Below are 20,862 nucleotides of genomic sequence, written 5' to 3'. Positions count from 1 at the left end.
ATGAGTGATCAAACGACGAACTCGATCGCCTTCGTGGCCGAAGGTACAATCCCCCCCTCACCGCCCCCAGCAAACGAGGTCGGTGTGGCCAAGTGGATGCGCGAGAACTTGTTCTCGGGTGTGGCTAACACGATCCTGACGGTGATCTCGCTGATCCTGATCTACCTCATTTTGAAGAACACGCTACCGTGGATTCTGAATGGAGTTTGGAATGCGAACTCGCTGGCGGAATGCCGCGAAATTCTGGCAGGTAAGACTGGTGCGTGCTTCGCGGTTCTGACTGAACGTTGGCCGCAACTGATCTACGGCTTTAAATACCCGGCCGAAGAATACTGGCGCCCGAATCTGGCCTTTGTGCTGATGTTGGTGGCCTTTGCCCCTGTGCTGTTTTTCGATCTACCGCGCAAGCTGCTGATCTTTACCGGGCTTTACCCGTTTATCGCGTTCTGGCTGATCTGGGGTGGTACAATCCTTGCGCCGTTGGTTGCGCTGGTGGGCTGTATCGCTGCGGGTACGGTGTTCCAGAAATTGGGTAAGAACAGCTTTGCCGCCGGGTTCTTTGGTGCCATCGTCATTGCACTGATAGTCTGGAATGTCGGCGCAGTACTGATCCCTGAAGGCGCGTCAGAAAACGCTTGGTTGACTTACGTTCCCAGCCGTGACCTGGGTGGATTCATGCTGAACATGATGCTGGGTGTGACCTGTGTGTCGCTGTCGGTGCCGCTGGGTATCGCGCTGGCGCTGGGTCGTCAGTCGGATATGCCGCTGATCAAGTGGGTTTGTGTCATCTTCATCGAATTCATCCGCGGCGTGCCTCTGATCACGCTGCTGTTCGTAGCTTCGGTGATGCTGGCCTACTTTTTCCCGCCTGACAGCACTGTCGATCTGTTCCTGCGCGTTGTGATCATGATCACCATGTTCTCAGCCGCCTATATCGCCGAGGTGATCCGCGGCGGTCTGGCCGCGCTTCCACGTGGGCAGTACGAAGCAGCAGACAGTCTGGGCCTTGATTACCCGCAGGCGATGCGGCTGATCATCCTGCCGCAGGCGCTGAAGATCTCGATCCCCGGGATTGTGAACGTGGCCGTGGGCCTGTTCAAGGACACCACACTAGTTTCGGTCATTTCGATGTTCGATCTGGTGGGCATGATCCGGGGTCCCATCCTGGCGTCAACCGAATGGAACGGCGTCTATTGGGAGCTTCTGGGCTTTGCCGCGCTTCTGTTCTTCGTCGTCTGTTACGGCATCTCTCAATATTCTCAGTGGCTCGAGCGTCGCCTTGCCACGGATCATCGTTAAGGAGTTCAACACATGTCTGAACTTGCAATTGACCGCGAAATCGACCGTTCCAAAATGCAGGTGAGCGACGAGGTCGCCATCGAAATCACCAACATGAACAAGTGGTACGGGTCCTTTCACGTGCTGCGCGACATCAATCTGACCGTCAATCAGGGCGAGCGGATTGTTATTGCGGGTCCGTCCGGGTCAGGGAAATCTACCCTGATCCGCTGCCTGAACGCGCTGGAGGAACACCAGCAGGGCACGATCATCGTGGATGGGACCGAGCTGTCGAATGACCTCAAGAACATCGACAAGATCCGGTCCGAGGTTGGCATGGTGTTCCAGCACTTCAACCTGTTCCCGCACCTGACCATTTTGGAGAACTGCACGCTGGCCCCGATCTGGGTGCGCAAGACGCCTAAGAAAGAGGCCGAAGAGCGCGCGATGCATTTCCTTGAAAAGGTGAAAATCCCCGAGCAGGCCGACAAGTATCCTGGTCAGCTTTCGGGTGGTCAGCAGCAGCGTGTGGCGATCGCCCGCTCGCTGTGCATGATGCCGCGGATCATGTTGTTCGATGAACCGACATCAGCGTTGGACCCCGAGATGATCAAAGAGGTGCTCGACACCATGATCGAACTGGCCGAAGAAGGCATGACCATGCTCTGTGTGACCCACGAGATGGGCTTTGCCCGTCAGGTCGCCAACCGCGTGATCTTTATGGATGCCGGTCAGATCGTGGAACAGAACGAACCTGAAGAGTTCTTCAACAACCCGCAAAGCGAGCGGACCAAGCTGTTCCTCAGCCAGATTCTGGGACACTGAACGTTTCAAGATAGTGGAAAGGCGGGGTTTTGCCCCGCCTTTTTCTATTCCAGCAACTCACGCGCAGTGGTGAAGCCCAGCACCGCGCCCATATGCCAGCGCACGTCTGACCAGCTGTCGGCGTCGAATTTCATCACAGTGGTTGCACAAGTCGGATAGTCGAAAAAGCGCATGTGATCCGGCGGCCGTTGCACAAGGCGGTTGGCGAATTCGGCGATTCCGGGGTTATGGCCCAGCATCAACACAGTCGGTTCCGTGGCACCTGCTAACTCGCGCAACATGTCTTCGGCATCGGCGTCGTGGTAGAGCGATTTGTGAAAGCGGACCTTATCGGCCTTTAACCCCATCCGGGCCCATGTCTCGCGGGTGCGGGTTGACGTCGAGCTTAGCACTTCTTCCGGCAGCCAGCCGTTATCGCGCAGCCATGCACCAATGGCGGGGGCAGACCTGCGCCCACGCTTGTTCAGGGGGCGTTCATGGTCGCCAAGTCCCGGATTGTCCCAGCTGGATTTGGCGTGACGCGTCAGGATCAGGGTGCGGGTCACGACGGGTGAAAGGCCATCATATGATGGGCTGATTGTTCGGGGTCGCGCCCTGCGCCAGCGCTGAGCGGGCAAGCGAGGCGGGCCAGACAGCCGCCCGTCATGCAGGACTGCCCCTTAGCGGTATCAAGATGGTTGTGGCAGGCTGCGATGTCATAGAAGTTTTGCGCGTTCAGCGCGCCGACAGGGCAGGCCGTCGTGCACGGTGCGGCGCAGGTGTCACAGGGGGAAACGCCGGACGCCTCGGGGATCGCAAGCTCATGGGCGAAATGCAGTGCGCCGCGATATGAGATCATCATGCCGACCGTGTCATGTACCAAGGCCCCCACCGGGCTGCTGAAAGTGCGTCCCGATTTCAGGGCCCAGTCGATGAATGGCGCATAGGGCGGACCACCAAAGGGGAAATAGGCCTGTGCACCGAACGCATGTGCCATCTGGCCGACGACTCTGGTTGACCAGCGGTCTACTGGATCAGGCCCCCGCCATTCGGGCGAGGCTTTCAGAGCAGGCCAGAAATCAGGACCCGCGCCCAGCAAGACCAGCGTGCCAGTGTCAAGTTGCCGGGCCGCCACGCGATGAGGATGCAGCGCACCCATGACAATCAACCCCGCCTGACGCGCCGCATGTTCTACGCGGCCATAGGTTTCCGCATCCGGAACTGAGGAAGGTTGCGCAAGGTCTGTCATCTTCCCTCGGCTGTTGCTGCGATCAGTCTGGCCGTATCAGCGACCCGGCGCCATGTTCCGTGAACAGTTCAAGCAGAACCGCATTTGGCGCGCGCCCGTCAAGTATCACGACGGCCCGAACGCCGCTGTGCAGGGCATCGAGGGCAGTTTCGGTCTTGGGGATCATACCGCCCGCGATGGTGCCTTCGCGGGTCATCTCGCGGATCTGGCCGGCTTTCAGCTCGGTCACCACGTCGCCCGCCGCGTTCTTGACGCCCGAGACATCAGTCAGCAGCAGAAGGCGGTCAGCTTTCAATGCCGAGGCTATCGCCCCGGCTGCCGTATCGCCATTCACGTTGAACGTTTCACCCTCACGCCCCGCACCCAGCGGGGCGATTACCGGGATCACATCATGCGAGAACAGATCATGCAGGATTTTCGGGTTCATCTCGGAAGGGGTGCCGACATAACCCAGAGACGCATCCGTCTGGTCGCAGATCATCAGGTTTGCATCCTTTCCCGACAAACCCACGGCCGAGCCGCCCTGACCATTGATCGCCTGAACGATGCGCTTGTTCACCAAGCCAGACAGAACCATCTCGACAACTTCGACGGTTGCCGTGTCGGTCACGCGCTTGCCGTTCACAAAGTCGGACTGGATATCAAGCTTGTCCAGCATCGCGTTGATCATTGGACCACCGCCATGCACAACAACCGGGTTCACGCCGACCTGCCGCATCAAGACGACATCGCGGGCAAAGCTCTCCATCGCCTCGTCACTGCCCATGGCATGCCCGCCCAGCTTTATGACGACGATGGCCCCATCATAGCGCTGCAGATAGGGCAATGCGCTGTTCAGGGTTGCTGCGGTGGCGATCCAGTCCCGGTTCATGTCACGTGTCTTCATTGCTAAGGTCCCTCTGACCGTCCGTGTTAGGGCCTTTGCACCGCGCTGCCAAGGGCGAAGCTATTCCAGATGCGCAATGATCGAGCGCAGGGTCGGAATCCCGTCGCCTTTTTCGGACGAGGTCAGGACGATTTCCGGGAATGCTGCGGGATGTTTGGACAAAGCCGCACGGGTTTGTTCCAGAACCTTCTCGCGCTCGTTGGCCTTGACCTTGTCGGCCTTAGTAAGGACGCATTGAAAGGTCACGGCACTGGTATCCAGCAATTTCATGATTTCAGCGTCGACCGGTTTTACCCCGTGTCGCGCGTCGATCAGGACAAAGGCACGGCGCAGTGTCTGACGACCGCTCAGGTATTGCTTGAGAAGCTTCTGCCATTTTTCAACCACGTTAACCGGTGCATTGGCATACCCATAGCCCGGCAGGTCCACCAGATAGAGGTCTGGGCCTTGCGTGAAGAAGTTGATTTCTTGCGTGCGGCCAGGTGTGTTCGAGGCACGCGCCAGACCCTTGGTTCCGGTTAGCGCGTTGATCAGGCTGGATTTGCCGACATTCGAGCGCCCGGCAAAGCAAACCTCCAACCGGTCAGGGGCGGGCAGGCCCGTCATGGCGACCACGCCTTTGATAAATTCAGACGGGCCGGCAAACAGTTTGCGACCGCGTTCTTTGGCGAAGTCATCCGGCTCTTCGGCCAGCGGAAACGGAAGCGTGGTCATAGCAACTCCAGCGTATCATTCAGGCGGATTTCACCACCCTGAATGACTTCTGCATAGACACCGAAATCCTGATGATCCCAGCTGTTCAGCGCGCCCAGAGTATCCGCGTCGCGTTCGCCGGTTTCCGGATTTGCAGTGGTGGCCAGACAGCGAATGATACGCTCGCGAACCCGGAGTACGGTTTCGCCAATGCGAAGGTCACGGCCCAGCCAGTCGAATTCATCCCACTCAGGCAGGCCTTCGAACCAGATGTTTCCCCGCCACCGTGCCGCAGATAAAGACTGGCCCAGCTTTTGTTCAACAGCGCGATGAGAGGCCATGTTGCACAGGCTGATTGACGGGAAATCGGTATCGGTCATGCCGCGCCCGGGCACCCGGACAATTCGGGCGGACGCAGCGCGATCCGAGGGCATAAGCGGTTTTACCCAGTCCAGGAAAACCGATTCTTCTGTGTCAGGATGAAAGCTCAGATTCGGGCGGTCCGGGTGGTGCAACGTGACCTGCTCGCCGTCCAGTTTCGCCCAAATCGCCATAAGCTTGGGGGCTTTTGAACCGCGACTGAAATTCACACACGGGGCCCATTCCGTTCCGTCGGTCTTGGCCGCTTCATGGGCAACGGCCCAAACGCGATCCCCGGGCATGGTCTGCCCGGGGTTGAGGGTAATCTGGCTCAAGGCTTCACGCCCATGGCTTTTGATCGGGTGACGCCAAAGGCCTGAAACTGTTCCGCTCATTTCTTGTCCGTGTTCGGCAATCGCTTAAATCCGGATTTGATGTTTCCGAACACGTCCGGCGTATAGCCCTGACTGCGCATGATCAGATACTGTTGGGTAAAGGTGATCGTGTTGTTCGCAATCCAGTACACGACCAGACCGCTGGCAAAACCGCCCAGCATGAACATGAAGACCCACGGCATCCACGCGAAGATCATCGCTTGTGTGGCATCGGTTGGTGCCGGGTTCAATTTCTGTTGCAGCCACATCGAGATTCCCAGCAGCAGCGGCAGAATACCGATAAAGATAAGCGCCATCAGGGTGTCCGGCTGCGGGCCGGCCCAGGGTAGCAAGCCAAAGAGGTTCATGATCGAGGTCGGGTCAGGTGCGCTCAGGTCCTGGAAGGGGCCGAACCACGGTGCCTGACGCAGTTCGATCGTGACGAAGATCACCTTGTACAGTGAAAAGAAGATCGGGATCTGTAACAGGATCGGCAAACAACCGGCAGCGGGGTTCACCTTTTCCTTCTTGTACAGCTCCATCATGCCCTGTTGCATCTTCTGACGATCGTCGCCCGCGGCTTCCTTCAGGGCTTCCATCTGCGGCTGCAGTTCCTTCATCTTCGCCATCGAGACGTAGGATTTGAAGGCCAGCGGGAACAGGATTGCCTTGATGATCAGCGTCAGGCCGATAATGGACCAACCCATATTGCCGATCAGTGCATGAATGTTGTGCAGCAGCCAGAAAATCGGCTTGGTCAGGAAGAAGAACCAGCCCCAGTCGATGCTGTCGATGAATTTCTGCACACCGTCAGCCTGGTATTCGCGGATGGTCTCCCACTCTTTTGCACCCGCAAACAGCTGGGTTGTCACCTGCTCGGTCGCACCCGGTGCCACGGTCAGCGTCGGAAGTACCGTTTCTGTCTGGTAAATCTTGCGACGCGAGTCGTATTTGGCAGCCGCCTTGAACGCAGAACCGGGTTCCGGGATCAGCGTGGTCATCCAGAAGTGATCAGTGAACCCGATCCAGCCGTTTTCCTTGACCTGAAACACCTCGGCCTGAGCGCGCTCGTCCGGGTCGATATCGAAATCACGAACGTCGCCATAGTCCACTTCGGTCAGAGTGCCGTCGGCCATACCGATCACACCCTCATGCAGAATGAAGAAGTTCTTCAGGTCCGGCAGGTCCCCGTCTTCGCCAATGCCGTGGCGCGCAAGAATGCCATAAGGTGCCAATCCAATTTCAACCCCGGTGGCGTTTTCGACAGATTGCGTGACCGTGAACATGTAGTTCTCGTCAACCGCGATGGTGCGGCGGAACGTCAGTCCATTGCCGTTTTCCCAGGCCAGCGTCACAGGTGTGTCAACACCCAGGGTTTCGCCCTGCTCAAGCGTCCAGATGGTATTTGGTCCGGGAACATCTGCACCGGTCAGGCCCGCGCCAGGAGCCCAGCCATAGAGGGCGTAATAGGCGGATTGCGATCCGACTGGCGACAACAACTCGACAATCGGAGAATCCTCGGCCAGCGAGACCTTGTAGTCTTTCAATGACAGCTCGTCGATCCGACCGCCAGCAAGCGACAGGCTACCGGTCAGGCGGGGCGTGTCGATATTGATGCGGGGCGCTTCGGCCTCGGGTTCAGCTTCGGCAGCTGCCGCAGTTGCCTCTCCGACAGTACTGGTGTCGGCCGCACTGGGCGTCTGAACCTCACTGCCTTCGACGCTGGTTACTTCAGCCTGATCCGGGGTTGTCGTCTGTTCCGGAGGGGGGAACAGCACGAACCAGACCAGGATCACGATAAAGCTGAGCGCGGTTGCGAGGATAAGGTTCTTGTTCTGATCGTCCATCGGGGACAGCCACCTTGAGCAGTGAAAGACACCCGCAGGGTTCAACAGAGTGCAGACCCAAAGGTCAAGCGGAATCGCCCGTCATTTCGTCACGGAGGGGTCTTCTTTACCGCGATTTCCGGTTCCCTACCGCGTTTTCCGCCCGATTTTGGGAACACCGTCGACCTTGTTGCGGTAAGACGTGATCCAATCCTTGGTTTTTTCGAATGGCATGGGCTTGCCGATGCCAAATCCCTGAACATGATCGCAACCCAGTTGGGCCATCAAAGCGTGCTCACCCGGCGTTTCGACACCTTCGGCCAGAGTTTCCAGATGCAAACGTTCTGCCATCATCAGAATGGCGCTGGCAAGCTGTTGCTGGCTTGGGTCCAGATCCGCTTTGGCAACAAAAGACCTGTCGATCTTGATGCGCGATACGTTGAACCGTTTGATAGAACCGATCGAGGCATGTCCTGTCCCGAAATCGTCCAGATCAATACAGCACCCCATTGCGGCAAGCCCGGTGACGTTGCGGGTTATGACATCGTCGGGCCGTCTGGAGAACACGGTCTCCAACACCTCGACCGCCAGCCTGTCAGGGGTCAGATCGAATTGATCCAGTTCCCATTTCAGACGGTCGATCAGGCCCGGATTGCGCAGTTCGTCAGATGAAAAGTTGATCCCGATGCGCGGCACCGACAGCATGGACCGATCCCAGTCGCGCATTGCGGAAAAGGAATGATGCCGCATGGCCTGACCCAACCGGTCCATCAGTTCGGCCTGTTCGGCAAAGGGCAGGAACACATTGGGGGCAAGAACCCCTTTTTTCGGATGTTCCCAGCGGGCCAGAGCTTCAAACCCGCTGATACGCCCGGTATCGGTTGAGATCTGGGGTTGAAACCATGGACGGATCTCACCGCTGTCCAGCGCCGCTTCGAATTCTTTGCGCAAGTTGATCCTGACCTGTGCCCGTCTGCGCGTCTGAGAGGAAAAAGCGCGAATCGTGGATGGCCCGTTTTGTTGTGCCTCCAAAAGGGCGTTATTTGCGGCCTCCTGCCAATCGATTGCAGAGCCGTCAGTGATATTGCTGCTCAGGCAAAAGCCGATGGAACAGGACATATACACGCCGGTACCATTCAGCATGATGGGATCTTCTACGGCGTTTTGCATACGGCCCGACATCTGAATACAAGCTTCCAAATCCAGTTGCCGTGCCGGGTGCAGAACAACCATCATCCTGTTTCCACCCATCCGGGTTGCGCAATCATTTGAGCGGATCATGGACAAAACGCGCGAGCAGAATTGCTGTGCAACGTGGTTTGCCGCCGCCTGTCCGTGCAGATCAAGCAATTGCGTAAAGTCATCCAGAACCACCGCGAAACAGGCCGAGTTTTCCCCCTTCAGGCGGGCGTCGGCAAATACCTTCTCCAAAACTGTTTCAAACTGGTCCTTTGACAGCAGACCGCCTGGACGCCAAAGCCCCTTACGCGACGGATTGGCTGCGAACGCATTGATGCCTGCGACGATCAGAGGCAAAATCAGGGCCAGTGCAACCAGGGCCTGTTCACCCCCAATCCAGAATGCACTCAGACAAAGCGCCGGAACAAAGGCCAGCGCGGCTGGGCCGCCCAGAACGGTTTTCAACGAATGGACAAAACGGTCGGTAAGGGGATGGTTCCGCATCAGCTTTCTGGCCTTGGGCATGATCTGCACAAGGCAAAGCCTATGAAACCAGTCTGAGTCAGTCGTTAACGCAGAAGCGGAATCTCTTCCAAATTCCCGGAATTTTCGTTGGAATTTAGCGAAAGGTTAATGAAATCAAATAGCTTTCCATCCAGAAGGTGCGATGGCCGCGCATTTGTTAACGCTCGGAACATAACCTGTCGCCGACCCGGGCTGTTCTTTTCCCATTGATCCAGAATCTGTTTGACCTGCTGGCGCTGCAACCCATCCTGACTGCCGCACAGGTCACAGGGAATGATCGGGTATTGCATCGCCTTTGCAAATTTCTCGCAATCGGCTTCGGCGACATGGGCGAGCGGGCGGAATACAAAAAGATCGCCTTCTTCGTTCACCAGTTTCGGCGGCATCGTGGCAAGACGACCGCCGTGGAACAGGTTCATAAAAAACGTCTCAAGGATATCGTCGCGGTGGTGCCCCAGAACGACCGCCGAGCATCCCTCCTCGCGCGCGATGCGATAGAGGTTGCCACGGCGCAAACGGGAACACAGGGCGCAAAAGGTCCGGCCCTGCGGGACCTTGTCCATCACAACGGAATATGTGTCCTGATATTCGACCCGATGCGGTACGTCCATTCGACCCAGAAACTCGGGCAGGACCGTGGCCGGAAAGCCCGGCTGGCCCTGATCCAGATTGCAGGCCAGCAGATCGACAGGCAACAGGCCCCGCCATTTGAGCTCGTAGAGAACGGCCAGCAATGTATAGCTGTCCTTGCCACCCGAAAGACAGACCAGCCAGCGGGGTGGCTTGCCATCCTTGTCGTGGGCGGACGGATCCACCATCCCGTATTGCTCGATCGCTTCACGGGTCTGGCGCACAATACGTTTGCGCAGCTTCTTGAACTCGGTTGTCGAGGGCGCGCCGGCAAACAGGGGGTGGATATCGTCTGCATCATCAAACATGCGCCGTGGTTACAGTGGACCGAAGGCCCGGGCAAGGCGTAGAAGCAGGATCAACCGCGTTTGGAGCGTAGTTGCACCCGTGTTACCCTGCGCGTATTTTTCAGGAGGTATATTATGGACTACTTCTTTTCGGTCCGCGCCCGCAGCGGCGATCACTATTCAAACAAGATGGGTGCCGCGCGATATCTGGCTATTCCGGGAAATGTCGGGCAACCGGCACGGCAGCATGAAATACCGCAGTCTCAATGGATAAGCCGGATTCAGGCCGAAGCCGGGGCGACGGCTACCGAGAATGGGCATATTGTCGTCTTCGTGCACGGGTTCAATACCGAGCAATATCAGATGCTGGAACGTCACCGCAAAATACGCACCGGTCTCGAGGCGCATGGCTTTAACGGTGTGGTCATCAGCTATGATTGGCCAAGCGATGGATCGGTTCTGGGCTATAACGTTGACCGGGCTGACGCGCGGCGTGCGGCAGAAAAATTGTTCAGTCACGGGATCACGCGGCTGTCCAGGATGCAGACCGCGGATTGCCGGTATAACGTCCATGTTCTGGCGCATTCCATGGGCACGTTCTTGGTGCGCGAAGCCATGGATTATGCCGATGACGACCATGAAACCGCGCAACACAGCTGGATGACCAGTCAGATCGCGTTTGTCGCGGCGGATGTATCCGCGAAATCGTTCCGTGACGGCAGTTCCAAGACGTCCTCTCTGATGCGACGTTGTACCAGGCTGACATGCTATTACAGCCCCTTTGACGAGGTTTTGTCGATTTCAGAGGTCAAGCGTGTCGGAGTATCGCGCCGACTGGGCCGTGTCGGAATGCCAAACGACCGGCCTGAGAAAGCGGTCAATCTGTATTGCGGGTCCCATTTCAAGAATACCCGCGATGAATACGGGGATGGGCCTTCGGCGACACACAATTGGTATTTTGATTCGCCTCGGTTTTTCGAAGACTTGCACCATACGTTGATGGGGAAACTGGACCGAGAGGTCATTCCGACCCGCAGCTTCACCGACCGCGGCAACCTGGCGTTGATTTAAGGGTCGGAATTGTCGGGCACCGGATCGTAACCGTCACCGCCCCAGGGGTGGCATCGGCATATCCGGTGTGCAGCCAGCCACGATCCCCGGATCGCGCCATGTTTTTCCAATGCTTCCAGTGCATAGGCCGAGCATGTGGGCTGATAGCGGCAGTTGAAACCAACCCAGGGGCTGAAAATCAGCCGGTACGCGCGAACGGGCAGGGCGACGATATGGGACAGAAAGGTCATTTGCGATCCGCATGCACTTTGCGAAGCGCATACCGCAAGTCGCTCAGCAGGACGTCATAAGGAAGATCGGCGGTTACATCAGCCCGCCCGATCAGCACATAGTCCCAACCTTCAAGACCAGACACAGGCAAGACGGCCCGTGCGACTTCTCTCAGGCGGCGCTTGGCACGATTGCGGGCCACGGCGTTGCCGACTTTCTTTGAGCAGGTAAAGCCAACGCGCAGCCCCACCGCTTCATCCGGAGCGCGTCTGCGGGCCTGCACCATCATCGAAGACGTTCCCTGCCTGCGCGCGCGGGCGGCTTTCAGGAAATCGGCTCTTTTTTTCAGGATCGTCAGGGATGTGGGTAGACAAACAGAAGCCGCCGGGGGCGTATTCCCGGGGTGGTTCTTACCATCCTCAGGGGCCTCCGGCGGCGTCATGTTCATACCCTGATCGGTGGGCGGTTTTACGCGCTCAGCGATTTGCGGCCGCGGGCGCGGCGTGCGTTCAGGATCTTGCGGCCGGCTTTGGTGGCCATGCGCGCGCGGAAACCGTGGCGGCGTTTGCGAACCAGGTTCGAAGGCTGATAGGTGCGTTTCATCGCTCCGTCTCCAATCTATAGCGGTCGGGTGCGGCGCGGATTCGCCTGGCCCTAGTGTTCGAAGCCCGTCCTCTACTGCCAAGCGAAGTGTAAGTCAAACCCCAACGGTCCGGTTTTCGCGGCTTTTGCAACAATTCTGTAAACCGGATGCAGAAAAGATTTCAAATCGGTCGATTATCGTCTGAAACTGTCACGTTCGCGGCCACATAGATCAAGGCCCCGTGAACCCCCTGTTGCCAAAAGCGCAAGCAGCGCATGTTGGGCGTAAGATGAAGCAAGAAGAACCGGAAGGCCAGATGTCCGAAACAAGCCACGCTCCACGAAACGGGTTGGCGCGTCATATCCCCTTGCTGGTGATTCTCGGTGTCGCCGCGGTGGGGTTTTTCACGCTGGGTGATTACCTGACTTTCGAAACCCTGCGCGACAACCGCGAAGCGTTGCTGGCGTGGCGGGACGCAAACTATTGGGCCATGGTGGCCGGGTTCGTTGCCGTCTATATCGTAATCGTCGCGTTTTCGCTGCCCGGGGCTGCTGTCGCCTCGATGACAGGTGGGTTCCTGTTTGGACTGTTTGCCGGAACGGTGTTCAATGTATTTTCGGCCACTATTGGCGCATCGGCCATCTTTTTGGCTGCCCGCTGGGGGTTGGGCAATGCTTTGACGGCCCGGCTGGATGCTTCAAAGGGGACGATTGGGAAGCTGAAAGACAGGTTGCGCGAGAACGAAATCTCGGTGCTGTTCCTGCTGCGGCTTGTCCCGGTTGTGCCGTTCTTTGTGGCCAATCTGGTGCCTGCGCTGGTGGGCGTCAAATTTCGCAATTTTCTGATCACGACGGCGCTGGGCATTATTCCGGGGGGTATCGTTTACACCTGGATCGGCGTTGGGCTGGGCGGTGTGTTCGACCGTGGCGAAACACCGGACGTATCTTTGTTGTGGGAACCCTTCGTCATTGGCCCCATTGTCGGCTTGTGTGTGCTGGCTGCTTTGCCGATTGTCATCAAGTCCCTGCGTGGCGGAAAGGACGCCTGACCCATGCAACACCTCAAGACAGATATCCTGGTCATTGGGGCCGGGTCCGGTGGGTTATCGGTTGCGGCCGGTGCCAGCCAGATGGGTGCGAAGGTGATCCTTCTGGAAGGGCACAAGATGGGCGGCGACTGCCTGAACTTCGGCTGCGTCCCGTCGAAAGCGCTGATCGCAAGCGGCAAAGCGGCCTTTGGTCAGGCGCATTCCGCCGCGTTTGGCGTGGCCGATGTAAACCCTCAGATCGACTATGCGGCGGCGAAGGATCATGTGCGGGATGTGATTGCCCAGATCGAACCGATGGACAGCCAGGAACGCTTTGAAGGTTTGGGTGTCCAGGTGATCCGCGAATATGGCAGCTTTATCTCCCCGACCAAAGTGCAGGCCGGAGATCATGTCATCACCGCGCGCCGGATCGTGATTGCGACCGGGTCGTCGCCAATGGTTCCGCCAATCCCTGGTCTGGACACTGTATCTTATCAAACAAACGAAACCATCTTCGACCTGCGCGAGCGTCCGGAACACCTGCTGATCATTGGCGGTGGTCCTGTGGGTATGGAAATGGCGCAGGCTCATGTCCGTTTGGGCTGTAAAGTAACAGTCGTTGAAGGGCAAAAGGCGTTGGGCAAAGACGACCCCGAGGCCGCGTCCGTTGTGCTGGAGGCTTTGCGCAGTGAAGGTGTCGTGATCCACGAAAACGCCGTGGTGGCCCAGATTCGCGGAAAGGATGGCGTTGTGGAGGTCGTGACCGAGAACGGCGATATTCACCGGGGCTCTCACCTTTTGATCGCCGCAGGGCGCAAAGCCAATATCGAGCGTCTGAAACTGACTGCGGCGGGAATTGACCGCACCAGAAACGGAATCAAGACGGATGGCAGCTTGCGGACGTCAAACCGCCGGGTCTATGCGATTGGCGATGTCGTGGGGGGGCTGCAATTCACCCATGTTGCCGGGTATCATGCGGGTATCATCATTCGATCCGCCTTGTTCGGCCTGCCCACCAGGGCGAAAACGGCGCATATCCCATGGGCAACGTTCACCGATCCTGAACTGGCACAGGTAGGTCTGACCGAAGCTCAGGCCCGCGACCGGCATGGCGACAGGCTGGAGGTTGCGCGCTTTGATTTTCACCACAATGACCGCGCTTTGGCCGAGCGCAAAACCAAAGGGTTCATAAAGGTCATGGTGGTGAAGGGCAGGCCCGTCGGCGCCACGATTGTGGGCCATCAGGCGGGCGAGTTGATAAACATGTGGTCGCTGGCTTTGGCCAATAATCTGAAGATGGGACAGATCGCTGCTATGGTTTCACCCTATCCGACAATCGGAGAGCTTAACAAACGCGTTGCTGGCGCTTATTTCTCTCCAAGGCTGTTTGAGAATCAGACAGTTAAACGTGTGGTCAGGTTTGTTCAGCGTTGGATTCCCTGACCTGTAAAGGAGCGTAAATTGAACTCGCTGTCGGGCCGATTTCTGATCCTGACGACGGTCTTCGTTATGTTGGCCGAAATCCTGATCTTTGTCCCGTCGATAGCCCGGTTCCGCGAGGATTTCCTACTGAACCGTCTGGAACGCGCTCAGATCGCATCGCTGGCTTTGTTGGCAGATGATATGCTGGCCGAAGATCTTGAGGCGGAATTGCTGGCGAATGCCGGTGTCTACAACGTTGTGTTGCGTCGGGATGAAGTCCGCCAACTCATGCTGTCGTCTCCGATTCCAGAGGCAATCACCAAAACATTTGATCTACGGGATGCCGGTCCATGGATTTTGATCCGGGATGCGGTGAGCCGGATATTCATACCTGAAAATGAAGTCATTCGTATCATTGGCGAGCCGGTCAAGGGCGCGGGACTGCTGATCGAGGTCACCATCGACAGCGCTCCCCTCCGTATGGCGATGGTTGATTACGGCCTGCGCATTCTGGGGCTGTCCTTTGTCATCTCGATCATCACGGCGTCCTTACTGTTCCTTGCGGTGCGCGTGGTTCTTGTCCGGCCCATCAAAAGCGTGGTTGGATATATGCAGCGCTATGCCAGCGCACCCGAAGATGCGCGCGGCATCATCTCTCCGAATTCCAGAGTGACAGAATTGCGCGAGGCGGAAGAAGCGCTGAAGATGCTGCAAACGGAACTGACGCAGGCTCTCAAACAGCGCGAGCGGTTGGCGCAACTGGGTGGGGCGGTTGCAAAGGTCAGCCATGACCTGCGCAACATTCTGACATCGGCGCAGCTGTTCACGGACAGGATCGAATCCAGTGATGACCCGCTGGTCCGGCGAATGGCTCCGAAGTTGGTGAATTCGATCACCCGTGCTGTATCGCTGTGTGAAAGCACATTGGCATTCGGCCGTGCAGAAGAACCTGCGCCCACCTTGACGATGGTGCCCCTGCGGACAATTGCGGCTGATGTCGCCACCAGCGAACAGCTGGCGGTCGCAGGGGGCTGCGTCGAGATCGTGAACGAAGTGCCGGAAGATCTGATCGCCCGCGCCGACCCCGAGCAGTTGTTTCGTGTCATCATGAACCTCGTGCGTAACGCAAGACAGGCGTTGGAAGCCTCGGGTAAGCCGGGTCACATCACCATCGTCGGGTGTGAATATCAGGATGCCTGGTGTCTTGAAATTCGCGACACCGGGCCGGGTCTTCCGCCAAAAGCACGTGAAAACCTGTTCACACCGTTTCAGGGTGGGGTCCGCAAAGGAGGCTCTGGCCTGGGCCTTGCAATCTCACAGGAACTGGTGCGCGGGCATGGCGGTAACCTGACACTGAAGGAGACCGGACCCGATGGAACGATCTTTGAAATCAGGCTTCCGCGTGGAGACATGACTTTTTGATTTTTTTTTGAAGAATCGGCTTGCACGTCTTTGACCACAGGTCTAAACAGCGCCTCACCAACGCGGACCGATAGCTCAGCTGGATAGAGTACTTGACTACGAATCAAGGGGTCGGGGGTTCGAATCCTCCTCGGTCCGCCACTGGTTTCCCTGTGAGGCGGCACATAGTTCTGCCACCAGCGACAGAACCTTTCCTTTTTGGCCTCACATTTTTCATCCAGTACCCAAACCGATTTCATTGATCCTGACTTTCTTTTGGGAAAATCAGGGCTGATTTGCGGATCAGACGCCGTAGGCGCCTGTTCCTGCTGATCTGCCACGTGGCGAACGCGGAAGGGGGCGAGGCAATGCTATTCGACAGGGGTGGTGCGGCCCGCAAGCGCAGCTGAGGACACGGCCCTGTCTAATAGGGTTGCCCGAGGGGGAAGGCAGCGCTTTCCCCCTGACAGCCAGGGGCGTTTGGCTCGTCCAAATCCCGCTGGCCCACGAACAGAGGCGGCGGGGCGATACGCCCCGCCACCACTTGGGGACATTCAATCTCAGTTGGACGAAATCACACCAAGCAGGACCCTGCCGACATTAGCCGTGCCAGCAGCCTGTTGGGCAAGATAAGAGCGCCACCAAGCAGACCTTCGCTGCGTTTGCAACATTGGGCCCGACCAAAGGCAGCTTTGCGCATAAAGCCGACTTTGCAAAGTTGCTTTTTACGGCCCATACTGTTCACTCCGTGTGGCTCAACCATGATGCAGTGTATCCAGTCGAACTAGACATTCACTCACTCGCTATACAGCTTTCCAGTTGCCAGCGTTCGTCGGAAAAAAAACAGGTCGCCTAGAACTTTAGTTCAACTGTCTGGTGGATTCCGCCAGATTGATACTCTTCAATAAGAAATCTACGTCCTTGTGCATCAAGTTCGATGAAGTAACCAAGCATATAGCCACAAACATGTTCAGGATGCGTCACCCCATCTGCAGACCAGACATCATCGTATGATGCCTTGGTCATCGCACGCAGTCGAATTCGGTCGGTTTGCTTATCTACTTCGGGATGTTCGCGCCGCTTCATTTCCACCGCAATCAGATTATCCCCATCTATGAATTCTCCTCTACTATGCAGGATCAGATCACAGGTAATTTTGACGATCTGCTCGTGTTCATCCAAGATGGTTTTAACTCTCCCTTGTTGTTTGCGGTTGTACTCAGGATCTGCGTAGTATCCTACTATACCAGACTTCTTTACTCCGGTTTCCAGGGTGAAGCCTAAACGAGCACACAAGTTGCGTTCGCTTGTGCCATTCATAACATTCTCGACTTCAGTCTCAGTGAACTCATGAAGAGCTCTAAAAAAGATTTCTCTAAGCAGATCTCGTCCAGGTTTCATGTTTTGACCTTCTGGTTGCGCCATGCACTCAAAACAGCAGCTACATCCAGATCTTGCGGGTCCTTGCTCCACAGATTTTTGAACGAGGCATCATTACTGTCTGGTTCGGGATTGGGCCGGTCAACTTGAATGCGTGTTGGCATCATCATCGAGTCACCGATCAATATCGCTTCTCCTCGCCTTAGAGAGGAAAACATGGATGTGATACCACGTACCGAATCTGGTAGTAGATTGCGTACGTATGCTTGGTCGTCAGGGTTGGATATCCTGAGGCAAAGAAAGCTACCGCATTGTGACAAAATAGTTGAGGACATCTCTCTAGGCCGTTGGCTGATAACCGTCAAACTGATCCCATACTTACGACCTTCTTTTGCAATGCGTTCGGCAGATTCTCTTGGCGCAGAGTCGTTGGCTGTGTCACTGAGGTAAATGTGGGCCTCGTCAGCGAATATTGAGATAGGAAAGCGTTCCCCTTTGACCCGGCTATACCAATACGAGAAGTCAAAAAGGCAGCGAAGCGTTAAAGAGATCAATGCACCTCGTACATCAAACGGGACCGGACTCAGATCTAGCACAACTATCTTCTTTCGATTGCCGGTTTCTTCACCGAGAATTTTTCGAAAGAGATCGTCCATTGAGGCGCTAGTTTTGAAAGTTTTGGGCTTAAAAATAAGGTCATAGCGTCGATCATTGAGCCGTGATTCAAGACGCATCAACAACCGGGTAAACTGTCCGTGCAACGGTCCTTTGACCTTCTTGGTAGAACCTTGAACCATCTGCGTGTCGAGTTCCCGGAATTGTTCGATAATGCTGTCGAGGTCAAAAAACACTGGAGTATCAATAGTAATTTTCTCCAATTTTAGCGCAATGTTCTCGGCGTTACCTTCCTTTGCGGCTTGGAGCAACTCTTTGAACTTCGCGTTCTGGTTGGGTGCTGTGGATTCTGCTCGGTCGATCATCAAGCTTAGAATTTCTTCCGCATTCATCAACCAATAGGGCATTTCAATGTCAGATGCTGAGACTACTTCGGCCTCATCGCCAAAAGCGCCAGCGTATTCGCCATGAAGATCCAGAAGCAAGATCGTCGATTGTGGAAAGGCCGCGATCTTTTGGAGGATAGATGCTACTGTCCAGGATTTCCCCCCTCCAGTTTGTCCGAGTATGGCAGCATGACGCCCCAAGAACGCATCAAGGTTTAACTTGGCCTCTTGGTTAGGAAGTAGCGACAGCTTTCCAATGGAAAAGTCCCCCTCTGCGAAGCTCGTATAGATGTCGTTAATCGTCTTGGGGAGAACTGCGAAAGCCGGTGCGTTAACAGTTGGGAGGATGGTTGCTCCGCGTTCGAATTTCCCAGATGCATTTAGTGTTCCGACAGGGATTGAGATGAGCTGTCGAGAAACCTGATCGATCACAAATTCGCCTTTAGAATTCGCGTCTTTTAGCTCGGTAGCACTAACCGAAGCTTCTTTCATGCGCGTTTCAATCACTAAGCACAGCAACGCACCATTAGGGAGAGACAATTCTATAAAGGATCCCGGCTGGCCGATTACAATGTTCTCAGGGCCCGCTGGGGTGGCTACATCAATAGCCATCTCTTCAGGAACACCACTGCCATCCGTCTCATCGTACTCCCGAAGAGAAATTGCGATTTGATCGCCCTTAACTTCAATAACTTTCCCAATCTGATATTTCATAAAAATTTTCCTAAAACAGCTCTACAAATTTGCCAAATTGCCAAGTTTCGTTGTGGGTTTCGATTTCTTGACCGCCGTGGACAATCTTGTCTTTGCATATGTGAAGCACATTCGGCCGATTTCGTAGTGAGGCGAGGGTAGGTGGCTCAAAGGCACAGAAGTTCGTGAACGACAGTGAGCCAGAAGAAATCTTAGGTGTAACCAGCGTGTCGTTTATGTGGCTGTCGCCAAAACTAAACCCTGACGCAACAAGGTACTGGCATTTTGCCCCCAAAACCGAGCTGGATAGGTGAAAAAGCCGATCGTAGGGGGGGGCCAGCGTTTCAATCACTTTTGTACGCCGGGGAAGTACCATGTAACGTGAAGCCGTTTTCGGTATAGCACCCGGAAATGCCTCAAAAATACGCTCTCCCTTTTGAAACCAAGACACTGACCCATGCAATTTGACGATTCGAACTGTAAGTGCGTTATCTGGATTGAAACGAGGTCCAGAAGTTGTTCCCGAAGTAAGCGAGAATTCATTCTCAGAAAAACACCGCATAGTCGCTCCGACGAACCCGTTTACGACTTTTAGGCCCACTTCCGCGCAGGCATCTTCAAGCAGCAAATCGTAGTTCGTTGTAAACACCCAAACGTCAGTTGGGCGATCGAAGGCCCTGACTTTTAAGCGCTCAAAAAAGGAAACTTGGTTAGAAATATCGGGTTTCTCAACGCCCAAAATGGCATCGCGCACTAGATCTCGGATTTTTTCCCTTAGAGTGGCAAATCTCTGTTGCTGGCTATTGGTATGGTGTTCAATAGCCAGATCGGCGATTTCTTCAATGTTGGGTGCTGACTTTTCCTCATTGTACGATTTATTGAATGCTGTAAGCACTTCGTCCAATGTTTCACGTTCTGAAGTCTGTAACGCACCTACAACCTCCTGGGTCAACCCCGCGACCAAAGGGTAACCGGATTCAAACGAGGTGCCGGCTCCAAATAGGAAGCCAAGGTTGTCTATACCATTTCGCGTTTTGGGGATGAATTCTTCAATACTCAAAAAATGTTATCCAATAAAGTGTGTTGTGCCGGAGTTGCTCGCCTCTGCAATAACAGCCAATTTTCCCAAACACTACAACGACTTTTCAAGCAAAACATCGTAAAGCTCAGTTAGTTGATTGGCTGCCTCAGTAGCCAAAGCTTGGTAGCCTTTCTGCACTAGAGAACATTCGGGACGCTCTCTAGTGCTATAGTACGATGCGCCTACGCCCCGCCACCACTTGGGGACATTCAATCTCAGTTGGACGAAATCACACCAAGCAGGACCCTGCCGACATTAGCCGTGCCAGCAGCCTGTTGGGCAAGATAAGAGCGCCACTAAGCCGCTGCGGAACGTCGCGCATCTGTGACTCGGTGCTGTCGATTTTCTGAATCTGATCAATTGGCCGTGTCACGCAAAACCGACCCAACCGTCACGCTTTTCTGACCCAAAAGGGTCCGGCTCTTTCGTTATTCGCTGTGCCATCCAGTGATCCCCACCCCACCAAGGCGTTCTGCTTCAACACGACCCACACACTTTATTGCTTGTGAGAATGTCCAAATGTGTCCTTCGGGGTCTTTGGCACGATAGATGCGGTCGCCGTAGTATTGATCCTTCGGCTCAGATACGATTTCCGCTCCATATTGCCTCGCGTTGGCACAATGCGCGTCTAAACCGCTATCAATCTGCACATAGATTACTTGTGTTGTGTTCCCATCCAGCGACTGCGGACTTGAGACGAAATTGGGCCACTCACCGTCAATTACAATGGAACAATCGCCGAACCGCATTTCAGCGTGAACAAGACCACCCGATTTGTCCCGCACGTCGATCAACCGAGTCAAGCCAAACGCGGTTTCGAGCCAGTCTAAAGCCTGGTCGGGAAACTGATAAAACAAGCCTGTTCTGATCTTGGGCCTTTTAAATGGATCATCCAAACCGGT

21 protein-coding genes and 1 tRNA gene are annotated in these 20,862 nt (G+C 55.7%); 7 read left to right on the top strand and 15 right to left on the bottom strand.

Annotation, left to right across the window (positions count from 1 at the left end; translation table 11 throughout):
- Both ACR0AD_RS10845 and ACR0AD_RS10840 read left to right on the top strand, forming a co-directional pair.
- Positions 1-1,299, top strand: coding sequence for an amino acid ABC transporter permease (locus ACR0AD_RS10845; RefSeq protein WP_480487308.1), 1,299 nt, complete (start codon positions 1-3; stop codon positions 1,297-1,299).
- A gap of 12 nt (positions 1,300-1,311) precedes the next feature.
- Complete coding sequence (locus ACR0AD_RS10840; protein ID WP_480484762.1) at positions 1,312-2,103, top strand: amino acid ABC transporter ATP-binding protein; 792 nt, start codon at positions 1,312-1,314, stop codon at positions 2,101-2,103.
- Positions 2,104-2,147: 44 nt separating this feature from the next.
- On the opposite strand, the gene ACR0AD_RS10835 is transcribed toward ACR0AD_RS10840, so the two are convergent.
- The 8 genes from ACR0AD_RS10835 to ttcA form a co-directional block, all read right to left on the bottom strand.
- Positions 2,148-2,648, bottom strand: coding sequence for a SixA phosphatase family protein (locus tag ACR0AD_RS10835; protein ID WP_480484761.1), 501 nt, complete (start codon positions 2,646-2,648; stop codon positions 2,148-2,150).
- Positions 2,645-3,331, bottom strand: a complete 687-nt coding sequence (locus ACR0AD_RS10830; protein ID WP_480487306.1) for a ferredoxin — start codon at positions 3,329-3,331, stop codon at positions 2,645-2,647. The genes ACR0AD_RS10835 and ACR0AD_RS10830 overlap by 4 nt, the downstream gene beginning before the upstream one ends.
- Positions 3,332-3,353: 22 nt before the next feature.
- Positions 3,354-4,217: an acetylglutamate kinase gene (gene argB, locus ACR0AD_RS10825; RefSeq protein WP_480487304.1), complete on the bottom strand. Its 864-nt coding sequence runs from the start codon at positions 4,215-4,217 to the stop codon at positions 3,354-3,356.
- Positions 4,218-4,277: 60 nt separating this feature from the next.
- Positions 4,278-4,931 (bottom strand): ribosome biogenesis GTP-binding protein YihA/YsxC, encoded by a 654-nt coding sequence (gene yihA / locus ACR0AD_RS10820; protein WP_480474029.1) that lies wholly within the window; start codon positions 4,929-4,931, stop codon positions 4,278-4,280.
- Positions 4,928-5,665: an MOSC domain-containing protein gene (locus tag ACR0AD_RS10815; RefSeq protein WP_480487303.1), complete on the bottom strand. Its 738-nt coding sequence runs from the start codon at positions 5,663-5,665 to the stop codon at positions 4,928-4,930. The genes yihA and ACR0AD_RS10815 overlap by 4 nt, the downstream gene beginning before the upstream one ends.
- Positions 5,662-7,491 (bottom strand): membrane protein insertase YidC, encoded by a 1,830-nt coding sequence (yidC, locus tag ACR0AD_RS10810; RefSeq protein ID WP_480484757.1) that lies wholly within the window; start codon positions 7,489-7,491, stop codon positions 5,662-5,664. Before yidC ends, ACR0AD_RS10815 begins: the two co-directional genes overlap by 4 nt.
- Before the next feature lie 126 nt (positions 7,492-7,617).
- Positions 7,618-9,174 carry a putative bifunctional diguanylate cyclase/phosphodiesterase gene (locus tag ACR0AD_RS10805; RefSeq protein WP_480484756.1) on the bottom strand — a complete coding sequence of 519 codons (1,557 nt, stop codon included), beginning with the start codon at positions 9,172-9,174 and terminating at the stop codon, positions 7,618-7,620.
- A gap of 44 nt (positions 9,175-9,218) precedes the next feature.
- Entirely contained in the window at positions 9,219-10,112 is an 894-nt protein-coding gene (ttcA, locus tag ACR0AD_RS10800) for a tRNA 2-thiocytidine(32) synthetase TtcA (RefSeq protein WP_480484755.1), read from the bottom strand.
- Positions 10,113-10,226: 114 nt separating this feature from the next.
- On the opposite strand from ttcA, the gene ACR0AD_RS10795 reads away from it, so the two are divergent.
- Positions 10,227-11,162 carry an alpha/beta fold hydrolase gene (locus ACR0AD_RS10795; RefSeq protein ID WP_480484754.1) on the top strand — a complete coding sequence of 312 codons (936 nt, stop codon included), beginning with the start codon at positions 10,227-10,229 and terminating at the stop codon, positions 11,160-11,162.
- On the opposite strand, the gene yidD is transcribed toward ACR0AD_RS10795, so the two are convergent.
- From yidD to rpmH, 3 genes are read right to left on the bottom strand one after another with little or no spacing between them, the layout of a single operon-like run.
- Entirely contained in the window at positions 11,159-11,392 is a 234-nt protein-coding gene (yidD, locus tag ACR0AD_RS10790; RefSeq protein WP_480484753.1) for a membrane protein insertion efficiency factor YidD, read from the bottom strand. The two genes, ACR0AD_RS10795 and yidD, sit on opposite strands and share 4 nt — an antisense overlap.
- Positions 11,389-11,814: a ribonuclease P protein component gene (gene rnpA / locus ACR0AD_RS10785; protein WP_267366122.1), complete on the bottom strand. Its 426-nt coding sequence runs from the start codon at positions 11,812-11,814 to the stop codon at positions 11,389-11,391. The genes yidD and rnpA overlap by 4 nt, the downstream gene beginning before the upstream one ends.
- 26 nt (positions 11,815-11,840) lie before the next feature.
- Entirely contained in the window at positions 11,841-11,975 is a 135-nt protein-coding gene (gene rpmH, locus ACR0AD_RS10780; protein WP_005980833.1) for a 50S ribosomal protein L34, read from the bottom strand.
- Between the two features lie 296 nt (positions 11,976-12,271).
- Between rpmH and ACR0AD_RS10775 the strand changes: the two genes are divergently transcribed.
- The 4 genes from ACR0AD_RS10775 to ACR0AD_RS10760 all read left to right on the top strand — a co-directional run bounded on the left by ACR0AD_RS10775 (position 12,272) and on the right by ACR0AD_RS10760 (position 15,967).
- The gene (locus ACR0AD_RS10775; protein WP_480487299.1) at positions 12,272-13,003 is read left to right on the top strand and encodes a TVP38/TMEM64 family protein; all 732 of its coding nucleotides are present in this window, start codon (positions 12,272-12,274) and stop codon (positions 13,001-13,003) included.
- Between the two features lie 3 nt (positions 13,004-13,006).
- Entirely contained in the window at positions 13,007-14,425 is a 1,419-nt protein-coding gene (locus ACR0AD_RS10770) for a dihydrolipoyl dehydrogenase family protein (RefSeq protein ID WP_480484752.1), read from the top strand.
- A gap of 18 nt (positions 14,426-14,443) precedes the next feature.
- Positions 14,444-15,826 (top strand): ATP-binding protein, encoded by a 1,383-nt coding sequence (locus tag ACR0AD_RS10765; RefSeq protein ID WP_480484751.1) that lies wholly within the window; start codon positions 14,444-14,446, stop codon positions 15,824-15,826.
- Positions 15,827-15,890: 64 nt separating this feature from the next.
- Positions 15,891-15,967: transfer RNA gene (locus tag ACR0AD_RS10760), tRNA-Arg, on the top strand.
- A 690-nt stretch (positions 15,968-16,657) separates the two neighbouring features.
- Here ACR0AD_RS10760 and ACR0AD_RS10755 read toward each other — a convergent pair.
- From ACR0AD_RS10755 to ACR0AD_RS10740, 4 genes are all read right to left on the bottom strand, one after another.
- On the bottom strand, positions 16,658-17,206 hold the full coding sequence (locus ACR0AD_RS10755) for a hypothetical protein (RefSeq protein ID WP_480487298.1): 549 nt from the start codon (positions 17,204-17,206) through the stop codon (positions 16,658-16,660).
- Positions 17,203-18,900: an ATP-binding protein gene (locus ACR0AD_RS10750; RefSeq protein WP_480487296.1), complete on the bottom strand. Its 1,698-nt coding sequence runs from the start codon at positions 18,898-18,900 to the stop codon at positions 17,203-17,205. The genes ACR0AD_RS10755 and ACR0AD_RS10750 overlap by 4 nt, the downstream gene beginning before the upstream one ends.
- Before the next feature lie 10 nt (positions 18,901-18,910).
- Positions 18,911-19,939 carry an SIR2 family protein gene (locus ACR0AD_RS10745; RefSeq protein WP_480487294.1) on the bottom strand — a complete coding sequence of 343 codons (1,029 nt, stop codon included), beginning with the start codon at positions 19,937-19,939 and terminating at the stop codon, positions 18,911-18,913.
- A 449-nt stretch (positions 19,940-20,388) separates the two neighbouring features.
- Positions 20,389-20,856, bottom strand: a complete 468-nt coding sequence (locus tag ACR0AD_RS10740) for a VOC family protein (RefSeq protein WP_480487293.1) — start codon at positions 20,854-20,856, stop codon at positions 20,389-20,391.
- Positions 20,857-20,862 lie beyond the last annotated feature (6 nt).

The organism is Ruegeria sp. BH8, assembly GCF_056538065.1.
Note: the sequence above shows the minus strand (reverse complement) of the source record. Positions and strands in the feature narration are given on the sequence as shown.

Coding starts and splice junctions, on each gene's coding strand:
- ACR0AD_RS10845 (WP_480487308.1), top strand. CDS start 1: ATGAGTGATCAAACGACGAACTCGATCGCCTTCGTGGCCGAAGGTACA.
- ACR0AD_RS10840 (WP_480484762.1), top strand. CDS start 1,312: ATGTCTGAACTTGCAATTGACCGCGAAATCGACCGTTCCAAAATGCAG.
- ACR0AD_RS10830 (WP_480487306.1), bottom strand. CDS start 3,331: ATGACAGACCTTGCGCAACCTTCCTCAGTTCCGGATGCGGAAACCTAT.
- argB (WP_480487304.1), bottom strand. CDS start 4,217: ATGAAGACACGTGACATGAACCGGGACTGGATCGCCACCGCAGCAACC.
- yihA (WP_480474029.1), bottom strand. CDS start 4,931: ATGACCACGCTTCCGTTTCCGCTGGCCGAAGAGCCGGATGACTTCGCC.
- ACR0AD_RS10815 (WP_480487303.1), bottom strand. CDS start 5,665: ATGAGCGGAACAGTTTCAGGCCTTTGGCGTCACCCGATCAAAAGCCAT.
- yidC (WP_480484757.1), bottom strand. CDS start 7,491: ATGGACGATCAGAACAAGAACCTTATCCTCGCAACCGCGCTCAGCTTT.
- ACR0AD_RS10805 (WP_480484756.1), bottom strand. CDS start 9,174: ATGCCCAAGGCCAGAAAGCTGATGCGGAACCATCCCCTTACCGACCGT.
- ttcA (WP_480484755.1), bottom strand. CDS start 10,112: ATGTTTGATGATGCAGACGATATCCACCCCCTGTTTGCCGGCGCGCCC.
- ACR0AD_RS10795 (WP_480484754.1), top strand. CDS start 10,227: ATGGACTACTTCTTTTCGGTCCGCGCCCGCAGCGGCGATCACTATTCA.
- yidD (WP_480484753.1), bottom strand. CDS start 11,392: ATGACCTTTCTGTCCCATATCGTCGCCCTGCCCGTTCGCGCGTACCGG.
- rnpA (WP_267366122.1), bottom strand. CDS start 11,814: ATGACGCCGCCGGAGGCCCCTGAGGATGGTAAGAACCACCCCGGGAAT.
- rpmH (WP_005980833.1), bottom strand. CDS start 11,975: ATGAAACGCACCTATCAGCCTTCGAACCTGGTTCGCAAACGCCGCCAC.
- ACR0AD_RS10775 (WP_480487299.1), top strand. CDS start 12,272: ATGTCCGAAACAAGCCACGCTCCACGAAACGGGTTGGCGCGTCATATC.
- ACR0AD_RS10770 (WP_480484752.1), top strand. CDS start 13,007: ATGCAACACCTCAAGACAGATATCCTGGTCATTGGGGCCGGGTCCGGT.
- ACR0AD_RS10755 (WP_480487298.1), bottom strand. CDS start 17,206: ATGAAACCTGGACGAGATCTGCTTAGAGAAATCTTTTTTAGAGCTCTT.
- ACR0AD_RS10750 (WP_480487296.1), bottom strand. CDS start 18,900: ATGAAATATCAGATTGGGAAAGTTATTGAAGTTAAGGGCGATCAAATC.